Source organism: Aquibacillus salsiterrae, assembly GCF_028416595.1.
Taxonomy (GTDB): domain Bacteria; phylum Bacillota; class Bacilli; order Bacillales; family Amphibacillaceae; genus Aquibacillus_A; species Aquibacillus_A salsiterrae.
In genome coordinates this window covers 47,119-58,149 of sequence record NZ_JAMQKC010000015.1, presented here as the reverse complement: position 1 = coordinate 58,149, position 11,031 = coordinate 47,119, and the positions used below count along the sequence as shown (strand labels likewise).

Genomic DNA, 11,031 nt, shown 5'->3' with positions numbered 1-11,031 from the left:
AATCCAACGGATATCTTCTGAGGTAAGGTTTCGTCCTTGTATTTTCATGGGTTAAGTATACAAAAAAATTCCCACTGAGTCCAGTGGGAATTTTAGAAATATATTGGGTACCTGAATAGTTACAAAATAAGAATATATAAACAAATCCAAGAGCTGTCTAGCTCCGGGCTCCCTGCGCTTTTCTTGTGAATTTTTTTGACATATTATTTGTTGCCTACACGGGCTGTCCTTCTCTTTAATATATTGCAAATAAGAGGAGGGAAGCTATGAAAAAGTGGGTTAAGTTATTTTTCTTTACGATGATTATAAGTATTATCCCAGTTGTCATTACTAGTTGTGTAGGAGCCAATGAAGAAAATAATGAAGAGCAAAGAAATAATTCGAACGAGGGAAATGCTGAAACGACTCCTTCCAATCAAAATGGTGAAAATAATGCCAGTCAATCGAATTCCAATGATCAAACCACAAATGACCAAAGCCGAACCGAACAAGAGGACCCTATCGTATGGGGAGTAGATTCAGCGAGCTATACAACGGTAAACCTGCTCCAGTGTGTAACAAGTAATTATGGTAATCCGCAAGTTTGGGGCAGGTATCTTGGAACAAAGGAAGGAATATCAGCTGGCTTAGACCAACAAGAAGTTGAATTGTTACAGGATAATAATATTGAGATCCTACCCATCTACAATCATGTTGAAAATCTAACTGGATATGAAAAAGGTGTAAATGAGGCTGAATCTGCCATTTCAATGGCCGAAGACTTAGGAATCCCAGCTGGTGTGGCAATATTTGTTGATGCTGAACCAATTTATCCGGTTGATTCTGCGTTTATTCAAGGGTGGTATGACACAATTAATGCTTCAGACTATGTAGCTGGTCTTTACGGAGTATTTGAACCTGATTCAAATTTATCGAACGCCTTTAATGCTATTAGCAATGAAGCAAAGAAAAATACCATTATATGGTCTGCATACCCGAAAACACAGATAACAACAAAAGAAAACGCCCCTTCGTATCAGCCAGAGGGACCAGAAAACTTTAAGCTTTACGGATGGCAATACGGAATCGAGGCTGAAACATGTAATATAGACACTAACTTATTTAAAGAGGAAATGATTAAGTATCTATGGTGAAAGTGGGCGGGATTAATTCCCGCCCACTTGGTTTAAACACTACTTTTCTTTGCGCTTCTTGATTTCGATAATGTCCCAATCTGGATTTTCTTCGCCTGCTTCTGTTTGGTATTTTCTTACATCTTTTATATACATACTATCATCGGAATCGAGTATTTTACTTTGCATATATAAATGGAAAATCGCTTCTGTACTGCTTATGAGGATTGCGCTAAATATCGAAGCAGTAATGATGCCATAATCGCTAGCAAACATTACATCAGTTAGAACCCATAAGGAGAAAAAAGCTAAGCCGAAATCGGCAAGTGTTGCGATAAGATTACCGAACTTTGGTAAGATGAACAAATCACCAATGACATAAGCGATTCCAGTTACAAGTAAACTCATGACAAAAATATTACCTATACTTGCACTATAAAAACCAGAAAGAACGGAATATAAAACAATTGTTACCACAATAAATTTAATGCTTATGGCTTTCAAGTGGTTCATAATTTCTCTCCTTCCTAGAAAGTAGTATTCGCAGTTTTAAGTTAAATACATATTGTAGACTATGGGAAGTTTAACAAGTTTAGGAAGTCCTTCTTTTGTTATAATCAAATAAACGAGAGTAGGAACCAGGGCCTGCTATTGTGAGGTATGCAAATGAAAACAAAATCGATTTGTGTGTTGTTGGTAGTAGAGGCTTAAATGCAAGAAATGGTGCTACGAAGCGTTAGTCATAAAGTTGCTAAACGAGCAAATTGTGCAGTTATTATTGTGAAATTAGGGGATGGTATGATCCATCCCTATTGATTTTTATATTGAGGTTCTTGTGATTCGACATATTGTAAACGAGCCTTTAGGTTATCAAGAATTTGTTGTTGCTGGTTCCCTAGATTTTGAAACATCTGTTTAGCTGTTTGGTCTTGTGTTTCAAGCGCAAAGCTGTGTAAGCTTGAGAGCACACTCTCACAGCTAGCGATAGCCTGTTGCATTTGTGTACCTACAGTCATTGGGTGCCACCTCCTATTTGAGCTTCCTCAAGTAGTCTTTCCCAGTTTCTGAATATCATCCTTTATCTTTATATGGTTTTCACTGTTACTATTCTGTTTGCCGTGTTTCCCTTTTACGAAAGACTAAGTATCTCATTAGCAAAAAACTTGCAGTTGATGAAAGAAACATCGCTAATCCTTTAGCAATATTTTGATTAATAAAGGAAGGAATCGGGAGTAATGGTTGTACTTCTAACAGTTGAAAAGCTCCAATAAAGACAAGGTTACTGATGACTAAAGCGATCGATGCTTGGATGATGAATAAAAACATTTCTCTTGTGTCACTCGTTGCCCGGTGGCTAAAGGTGAATTTCGTATTCCAAATATAACTATTTATGATGGCAAGGATGTAGGAAATGGTGTTAAACGTTAATAACATTCCCGTACCTTTTGTGGGCCAGATCAACAAGAGAATGTTTAGAGATAAAATATCAACGACTGCATTGCTTGCACCGATGAATCCAAATTGAAGTACTTGTGTTTTTAATTTTTTTGCCAATTTACCCCACTCCAAGCTGACTGTTTATTATAGTATTAAAATTATAAGGTTTTCCAATTCCTTTAAGCAATAAAATTGATGTTTGAATGGTTCAGATTTAGGATACACATTAATATAAGGGATTTCAAACCAAGACTTGGGAGGGGAAACAGATATATGAATTTAGATCGGATATTAAAAGACCTTCAACGAGTAAATTTGGACAAGCCTCATAGCGTTTTTAGTATGTACTTAAACACAGATTCAACCGATCCTGGCCACCGTGGTGAATGGAAGTTACAACTAAAGAATGGTTTGAACAGTTTTGAAAACTATTTAGAACAGAGCGGCAATCTAGTGGAATACAAGCATTTTCAACACGTACGAGAGAAAGTCGAAAATTATGTAGAAGCAAACCAATTGTTTTTCAAAAAAAGTGTTGTGTTAATTGCTTCGTCTGATGACACTGTTTGGTTTGCAGAAACATTTCAGATGAATGTAGATTCCGAATTTTTCTGGCAAGAAAACGCTGTAACTGATCAACTATATCAATTAAAGTCAAGGTTTCCAAGAACAGGGATTATTTTATTACAACATGCAAAAACGAGGGTCATTGATGCAGAAGTAGGGGAAGTAAATGACACAGTGGAACTCGCTGTAGATGGTGAAACGGAAAAGTGGATTCCTACTAATCAAATGGAAGATACCTCCTTTCGCCTAGCAAATACCCAAGTTAAGTTAAATCCAAACAGAACGTTCAAATCGTTAGCGCCGATGGTGGATAGGCTTGCTAAGGACAAGGGCTGGGAGGAGATAGTTATCGCGGGTAACAAGGAAGAGGCAGAACTACTCGAACATTATATGAATAAGTCTGTTAATAAAATTATGAATCAGAACATTTTGGATAAGAAGCCACAAAAAATTGTTGAAGAAATAATATAATTTAAAGTAGGTGTCAAGCATAACTTGGCACCTACTTATTATTGTCTAGGTTACAGAAATCAGCTTACTGACATGCTGGACATAGTCCGTAAATTTCAAATTTGTGATCTTCAATCGCAAAGCTTTGTAATTCAGTTTTCACCGTTTCCATCGGACATGTTTCGATTTCCTTTGTTAACCCACAATCTTTACAGATGAAGTGATGGTGATGATGGTGGGCACATTTCATACGGAAGTGCTTTTCCCCATTTAAATCAGTTGATTCTAAAATTCCGACTTCCCGAAATAAGTGTAGATTCCGGTAAATAGTATCAAAGCTGATTCCGCTATAATTTGGCTCCATGTATTGCAGCAAATCCTTTGCGGTACGATAACGATCTTCTGTTGCAAAGAAGGAAAGAATGTCCTCTCTTTTCCCTGTATATTTATACCCGTGTTCTTTTAGAATGGTCAATGCTTCGTCAACGTTCATTGCATAGCCTTCTTTCTAGTAAGATTAATAGATAATCTCTTAACCAATATAGTAAGTAACAGAATAAGGATAGAAGTAGCGACAATCGTTCCACCTGGAGGTATTTCAAAATAATAACCAGAAATTAATCCTATAATAACAGAAATTTCACCAAAAACAACGGATAAAAACATCGTTTGCTTAAATCCTTTGGCAATACGCATACTTGCTGCAACCGGTAAGGTCATTAACGCAGACACTAGTAAAACACCTACGATGCGGATTGACCTGGCAATAACTAATGCCGTTAATAGAATAATTAAAAAGTGAATACGCTTTGCCCGAATGCCGGAAACGGTCGCAAATTCTTCATCAAAAGATAACATGAATAATTATTTGTAGAACACAGCCAACGTGACTAAGACAAGAATGGTGATGGCAAGGATATACTAATCATATTCTCGCGACTAACAGCAGACACAGACCCAAATAAGTAATTGTCTAAATCTGTATTAAATCCATTTGCTAAAGATATAAATATAACACTAAGACCAACAAAGGACTTCATTTAATTCCTCTTTACTAGGATGTAGAACATTTTATCGTATTCATTACGTTTTGTGAATGAGAACGATTCCGTTTTGTTAAGGTATTCATAAAAAAAAGATTGATAAACGTTGTGAAATATTTTATATTGTTAAGTAAGAAGATAGTTCATCTTTATTTTTTTATCCGAAATAATGAATGAGGATTCATTCAAAGGAACAGGGGAGAATATAATGACGAGAAGCATTAGAAGAGCTGCTGTAATCGGCTCAGGTGTAATGGGGTCAAGTATTGCTGCACACCTAGCCAATGTTGGCATTTCTACATTAATATTAGACCTTGCCCCACAACAATTGACGAAGGAGGAATTATCGGCTGGACTTACCCTTGAAAGTCCTAAAGTTCGTAATCGTTTAGCGCTAAAAAGCAAGCAGGCACTTAAGCAACAAAAACCCTCACCAATAACTAGTCATAAAAGTTTAGATTTAATTGAAGTAGGTAACCTCGAAGATGATGTTCCATTATTGAGCGATGTTGATTGGATTATCGAAGTTGTCGTCGAGAATCTAGATGTAAAGAAAAAGGTGTTAGCAACGATAGATAAACATCGGAGTCCCGGTTGTATTGTAAGCTCAAACACTTCAGGAATATCGTTAACGAAAATAGTAGCTGACTGTTCTAATGATTTAAAAACACACTTCTTAGGTACACACTTTTTTAATCCTCCTCGTTACCTTAAACTGCTCGAACTAATACCAACAGACTGGACAAATAAACAAATTTTATTCTTTATGAAAACATTTGGAGAAGATGTGTTAGGTAAAGGGGTTGTCATTGCCAAAGACACTCCAAATTTTATCGCAAATAGAATTGGTACGTACGGATTACTAGTTACTGTTCAAGAAATGTTAAACAGGGGCTTATCGGTTAGTGAAGTTGATTCGATTACTGGCCCACTTATAGGAAGACCGAAAAGTGCAACCTTTCGTACCTTGGATGTCGTTGGTTTAGATACTTTTATCCATGTAGCCAACAATGTTTATCATCAGGTTGAAGGAGCAGAAAAAGATATCTTTGCTGTCCCAGACTTTATGAAAGCGATGTTGAAAAATAATTGGCTAGGAGCAAAGACGGGGCAGGGTTTTTATTTGAAAAAGAAACAGGACGGCCGAAGTATTATTTATGAACTTGACCATGTAACACTAAAGTACCAAGACAAGAAAAAGCTTAAAACAAAAGCTACTGAATTAGCAAAGCAAGAATCAAACATTTCGCAAAAAATGAAAGCGTTATTATTCACGGACGGTGACAAAGCAAGTGAATTCCTTTGGTCCATTCTAAAACCAGTATTCCTTTATACTGCAAAACTAGTTGACGAAATTGCTGATGATATCGTTTCTGTTGACCAAGCAATGAAATGGGGATTCGGTTGGAAGCAAGGTCCATTTGAACTTTGGGATGTTATTGGACTAAAAGAAGTAGTTGCAAGGATGAAAGAGGAAAATGAAAAAGTGCCTGACTGGATTGAACAAATGGTACAACAAGGGAAGGAATCCTTCTATTTTGAAGAAAACGGCGAAGTCTATTATTACGACTTTGTACAATATCAAAAAGTGGAATGTAACGATAAGGTAATTCATTTGCATTTAAAACAAGAAGCTCGTTCAGTTATTTTAAAAAATTCTGGTGCTCGCCTAGTCGATATTGGCGATGGGGTTGCTTGTTTAGAATTCCAATCGAAAAGTAACGCCATAGGAATGGATATTATCCAAATGATAAATAAATCGATCGAAGAAGTTGATCGGAATTATCATGGACTCGTCATTGGTAATCAAGGGAAAAATTTCTGTGTTGGTGCAAACTTGGCGATGATGCTGATGGCTGCTCAAGATGGTGACTTTTTTGAAATTGAGTTGGTCGTCCGCCAATTTCAGCAAGCCATGATGAATATTAAATATTCCAATAAACCAGTAGTAGTAGCGCCTTTTGGCATGACGCTTGGCGGTGGAGCAGAGGTAAGCCTTCCTGCAAGTGCCATCCAAGCTTCACAAGAAACGTACATCGGCCTTGTCGAATTCGGTGTCGGTCTAATCCCGGGTGGAGGAGGAAATAAAGAGCTTTATTTAAAGCACATCCGAAATTTACCAACAGGTGTCGAGCTTGATTTAGAAAAAGTAACGAATAAAGTTTTTGAAACAATTGCGTTAGCGAAAGTGTCAACTTCGGCTGAAGAAGCGAAAGAGCTTGGATACTTAGATCACTTAGACCGAATATCTGTTAATCCTGATCACCTTCTTCACGACGCGAAACAAAGGGTTTTGAATATGACAGAAGAAGGGTTTCTGCCTAAACGTCAAGAGAAGATACCAGTTGTTGGCGAGTCTGGATATGCAACAATGCTCTTAGGGGCAAAGTCACTTGTTCAAGGTGGTTACGCTACCGACCATGATTTAAAAATTGCTAGTAAGCTTGCTTTTGTATTAGCAGGTGGTAGATTGCAGGCAGGAACACTTGTTGATGAACAGTATTTATTAGATATTGAGCGAGAAGCCTTCTTAAGTTTGATAGGAGAACCGAAAACGCAACAGCGAATGCAACACATGTTGGTTAAAGGAAAGCCATTAAGAAACTAAAGTTTGCCTAACGGCTTAGCAAGGCACCTACGCTTTTCTATATTGTCTAGCTTCGGTGCCTAGCCCCTCGAGGTCGTAAGTCAATCCTCTCCATGGCAAAAAGCGCCATTATGAGGCTTGACTTACGCTTGTCGGGGCTTAGCAAGGCACCTACGCTTTTCTATATTGTCTAGCTTCGGTGCCTAGCCCCTCGAGGTCGTAAGTCAATCCTCTCCATGGCAAAAAGCGCCATTATGAGGATTGACTTACGCTTGTCGGGGCTTAGCGAGGCACCTACGCTTTTCTATGAAGGGGGAAGAATATGAGGGAAGCTGTGATTGTATCTGGGGCAAGAACTCCGGTTGGTAAAGCGAATAAGGGGTCGCTAGCCCATGTGCGACCTGATGATTTATCAGCACTTACTATTAAGGAAACATTAAGAAGAGCCGGTAATTACCAAGGGAACATTGATGACGTCATTATCGGATGTGCAATGCCCGAGGCAGAGCAAGGAATGAACATGGCTAGAAACATTGCCGCTTTAGCGGGGTTACCTATCACCGTGCCAGGAATAACAATTAATCGATATTGTTCTTCGGGATTGCAGAGCATCGCTTATGCTGCAGACCAAATAATGCTGGGGCATAGTATTACTATTATTGCAGGTGGAGCAGAGTCGATGAGCCTTATTCCAATGGGAGGTCACGTGATTCGACCAAATGTAGAATTGGTTGAAAATGCACCAGGCTATTATATGTCAATGGGCCATACTGCTGAAGAGGTCGCGAATCGTTTCGGGATTTCAAGAGAAGACCAAGATCAGTTCGCTGTTCGTAGTCATAACCGAGCACATGAGGCACAAACAAAGGGGTTGTTTGAGGAAGAAATTGTACCAGTTGATGTCACCAGAAGGGAAGTCGGCATAGATAACAAATTAGTTGAAGAGGTTTGTTCATTTAGTAGTGATGAAGGTGTGAGACCAGATACTACAAAAGAAGTGTTAGCATCATTAAAACCTGCATTTTCGAGAAACGGAACGGTTACGGCAGGAAATGCATCCCAAATGAGTGATGGTGCTGCTAGTGTATTAGTTATGGACCGGGAAAAAGCAGAAGCAGAAGGGTTAACGCCAATGGTTAAGTTCAAATCATTTGCTGTTAGTGGTGTCGAACCTGAAATCATGGGTGTGGGCCCAGTTGAAGCTGTTCCAAAGGCTTTGAAGATGGCGGGGTTAACAGTATCCGACATCGGACTATTTGAATTAAACGAAGCATTTGCCTCCCAAGCAATTCGTGTGATCAGGCAACTTGATTTAGATGAAGAAAAGGTAAATGTTAATGGTGGTGCAATCGCACTCGGGCATCCGCTTGGCTGTACAGGGACTAAATTAACTTTGACGTTAATCCATGAAATGAAGCGGCGGAATGTACAGTTTGGAGTGGTTACGATGTGTATTGGTGGAGGAATGGGTGCTGCTGGTGTATTTGAATTAATATAAAGGGGGAAGGGCTATGGGTGAAACAATGGAAAGGATAGTTAAAGGTGGAGCTTTTATTATTGAGGACTTAACCCCAAACGATATTATTACCCCAGAGGATTTTACTGAAGAACACGAGATGATTGCAAAGACAACTGAAGATTTTGTTATCGGTGAAGTGTTACCAGTTGTTGATAAATTAGAAAACCACGAATTTGAATACGCTGTCAACTTACTGAAACAAGCTGGTGAGTTAGGGTTACTTGGTGTTGATGTTCCTGAGGAATATGGAGGACTTGGCTTAGACAAAATAAGTTCTTCCCTTATTACGGAGAAGTTTGCACGTGCAGGAGGATTTTCTGTTACACACGGTGCCCACGTTGGGATTGGTTCACTACCAATTGTTTTTTTCGGTAATGAAGCACAAAAAGAGAAGTATCTCCCTCTGCTTGCGACGGGTGAAAAAATTGCTGCGTATGCACTGACCGAACCTGGGTCTGGTTCAGATGCTCTAGGCGCGAAAACTACTGCTGTCCTTAATGACGAAGGAACACATTATGTTTTAAATGGGGAAAAACAATGGATAACAAATTCAGCGTTTGCAGATATATTCATTGTTTATGCACAAATTGACGGTAATAAATTCACCGCATTTATCGTTGAGCGTGACTTCCCGGGTGTTTCAACAGGTCCAGAGGAAAAGAAAATGGGAATAAAAAGTTCTTCGACAAGGACAGTTATTTTAGAAGACGCCCAAGTTCCTGATGAAAACGTGTTAGGTGAAATTGGTCGTGGTCACATCATTGCCTTTAATATCTTAAACGTTGGACGATATAAGCTTGCTGTTGGCGGAATAGGCGGTGCTAAAAGAGGTATTGAGTTAGCGGTCAAATATGCGAATCAACGGAAGCAGTTCCAAACACCTATCTCTAGTTTTTCGCTCATTCAAGAAAAGTTAGGAACAATGGCCGCGAACACTTATGCGAATGAAAGTGCGGTGTACCGAACTGTTGGCCTGTTTGAACAACGGATGGGCAATTTAACAGAAGAAGCTTTGAGGAATGGGAAGGAAGTTGCTAATGCTATTGCTGAATACCAGATTGAATGTTCCTTAACCAAAGTATTTGGAACAGAATTAATGGACTTTGTTGCTGACGAAGCGGTTCAGATTCACGGTGGATACGGGTTTATGCAAGAGTATGAAGTGGAAAGAATGTATCGTGACTCAAGAATTCAACGGATTTTTGAAGGGACGAATGAAATTAATCGGTTGTTGATCCCAGGTGCATTGATGAAACGTGCAATGAAAGGTGAACTCCCACTTCTGCAAAAAGCACAAGCACTTCAAGAAGAATTAATGATGCTAATACCAGAAGAGGTAGAGGATAAAGTTTTAGAACAAGAAAAATATTTGGTGAAAAATGCCAAGAAAATAGGCTTACTTGCAGCCGGATTAGCTGCTCAGAAGTTTGGTGTCAACTTAGAAAAAGAGCAAGAGATTTTAGCTAATCTTGCTGATATTGTGTCTGAAGTTTATTTAATGGAATCAGCTCTATTACGGACGCAAAAAGCAATCGAAAAGGAAGATAGCGAGAAGAATAACTTGAAAATACTTTACACGGAGGTATATGTTCAAGAGGCGTTTAATCGGATTGAGGCACACGCAAAAGAAACTATTATTGCTAGTGAAGTAGGGGACACGCTACGCATGACATTATCAGCTATGAGGAAACTAACCCGACATGATCCAACCAATGTTATAAATAAAAAACGCGAAATCGCAAAAGCAATTATAAAAGCGGAAAAATATCGAGTCTAGGAACGGAGAAAAAGCAGAAACTGTAATAGTATTAACGTTTCTGCTTTCTTTTTTTTAAGATAACTTCAGCGACTTGCTCTTTCCTTAGTAGGTAATACTAGTTCAAATCGTTTAAATAAACATCACATGGATAATATGATAAAATATGGCCAAAAGGGAGGTGTACAAGTGGCACTTAAGTTTTATTGGTATCCCAATTGTGATACCTGTCGTAAGGCTAAAAAATGGTTTGACAACAATGGTGTTGCCTTTGAAACAATACATATCGTGGAAAATCCGCCAAGCAAAGAGAAGCTCCAAGAAATGGTCACCAATAGTGGATTACCAATCAAAAAGTTCTTTAATACAAGTGGAAAGAAATATAGGGAACTAGGATTAAAGGACAAGCTTAAAACCGCTAATGAACAAGAAATGTTAGATTTGCTTGCCTCTTTTGGCATGCTGATAAAACGGCCAATTGTCACAGATGGTAAACAAACTACTGTTGGGTTTAAAGAGGAAATATTCAATCAAACATGGAAATAGTAGGGACCTGAGAA

10 protein-coding genes and 2 pseudogenes are annotated in these 11,031 nt (G+C 38.6%); 7 read left to right on the top strand and 5 right to left on the bottom strand.

Going from position 1 to position 11,031, the window contains the following annotated elements; genetic code table 11:
• The first annotated feature begins 266 nt into the window (after positions 1–266).
• Positions 267–1,133, top strand: coding sequence for a glycoside hydrolase domain-containing protein (locus NC799_RS13480; RefSeq protein WP_272446963.1), 867 nt, complete (start codon positions 267–269; stop codon positions 1,131–1,133).
• A gap of 39 nt (positions 1,134–1,172) precedes the next feature.
• On the opposite strand, the gene NC799_RS13475 is transcribed toward NC799_RS13480, so the two are convergent.
• Positions 1,173–1,625, bottom strand: a complete 453-nt coding sequence (locus NC799_RS13475; RefSeq protein ID WP_272446962.1) for a YndM family protein — start codon at positions 1,623–1,625, stop codon at positions 1,173–1,175.
• 122 nt (positions 1,626–1,747) lie between these two features.
• Between NC799_RS13475 and NC799_RS13470 the strand changes: the two are divergent.
• Positions 1,748–1,928 (top strand): annotated as a pseudogene (locus NC799_RS13470) (universal stress protein); the annotation flags it as partial.
• On the opposite strand, the gene NC799_RS13465 reads toward NC799_RS13470, so the two are convergent.
• The gene (locus NC799_RS13465) at positions 1,922–2,128 is read right to left on the bottom strand and encodes a DUF1657 domain-containing protein (RefSeq protein ID WP_272446961.1); all 207 of its coding nucleotides are present in this window, start codon (positions 2,126–2,128) and stop codon (positions 1,922–1,924) included. The pseudogene NC799_RS13470 and the gene NC799_RS13465 sit on opposite strands and share 7 nt — an antisense overlap.
• Before the next feature lie 88 nt (positions 2,129–2,216).
• Complete coding sequence (locus NC799_RS13460; RefSeq protein ID WP_272446960.1) at positions 2,217–2,666, bottom strand: GtrA family protein; 450 nt, start codon at positions 2,664–2,666, stop codon at positions 2,217–2,219.
• Positions 2,667–2,822: 156 nt separating this feature from the next.
• Between NC799_RS13460 and NC799_RS13455 the strand changes: the two genes are divergently transcribed.
• Complete coding sequence (locus tag NC799_RS13455; RefSeq protein WP_272446959.1) at positions 2,823–3,587, top strand: VLRF1 family aeRF1-type release factor; 765 nt, start codon at positions 2,823–2,825, stop codon at positions 3,585–3,587.
• A gap of 64 nt (positions 3,588–3,651) precedes the next feature.
• On the opposite strand, the gene NC799_RS13450 is transcribed toward NC799_RS13455, so the two are convergent.
• Together NC799_RS13450 and NC799_RS13445 are read right to left on the bottom strand one after the other, a co-directional pair.
• Positions 3,652–4,059 carry a Fur family transcriptional regulator gene (locus NC799_RS13450; protein WP_272446958.1) on the bottom strand — a complete coding sequence of 136 codons (408 nt, stop codon included), beginning with the start codon at positions 4,057–4,059 and terminating at the stop codon, positions 3,652–3,654.
• Positions 4,056–4,606 (bottom strand): annotated as a pseudogene (locus tag NC799_RS13445) (metal ABC transporter permease); the annotation flags it as partial. The pseudogene NC799_RS13445 and the gene NC799_RS13450, both read right to left, overlap by 4 nt.
• A 211-nt stretch (positions 4,607–4,817) precedes the next feature.
• Here NC799_RS13445 and NC799_RS13440 point away from each other — a divergent pair.
• From NC799_RS13440 to NC799_RS13425, 4 genes are all read left to right on the top strand, one after another.
• Positions 4,818–7,217 carry a 3-hydroxyacyl-CoA dehydrogenase/enoyl-CoA hydratase family protein gene (locus NC799_RS13440; protein WP_272446957.1) on the top strand — a complete coding sequence of 800 codons (2,400 nt, stop codon included), beginning with the start codon at positions 4,818–4,820 and terminating at the stop codon, positions 7,215–7,217.
• Between the two features lie 301 nt (positions 7,218–7,518).
• Positions 7,519–8,694, top strand: a complete 1,176-nt coding sequence (locus NC799_RS13435) for an acetyl-CoA C-acetyltransferase (protein ID WP_272446956.1) — start codon at positions 7,519–7,521, stop codon at positions 8,692–8,694.
• A 13-nt stretch (positions 8,695–8,707) separates the two neighbouring features.
• Positions 8,708–10,492 (top strand): acyl-CoA dehydrogenase family protein, encoded by a 1,785-nt coding sequence (locus NC799_RS13430; protein ID WP_272446955.1) that lies wholly within the window; start codon positions 8,708–8,710, stop codon positions 10,490–10,492.
• Positions 10,493–10,660: 168 nt separating this feature from the next.
• Positions 10,661–11,017 carry an arsenate reductase family protein gene (locus NC799_RS13425; protein WP_272446954.1) on the top strand — a complete coding sequence of 119 codons (357 nt, stop codon included), beginning with the start codon at positions 10,661–10,663 and terminating at the stop codon, positions 11,015–11,017.
• Positions 11,018–11,031 lie beyond the last annotated feature (14 nt).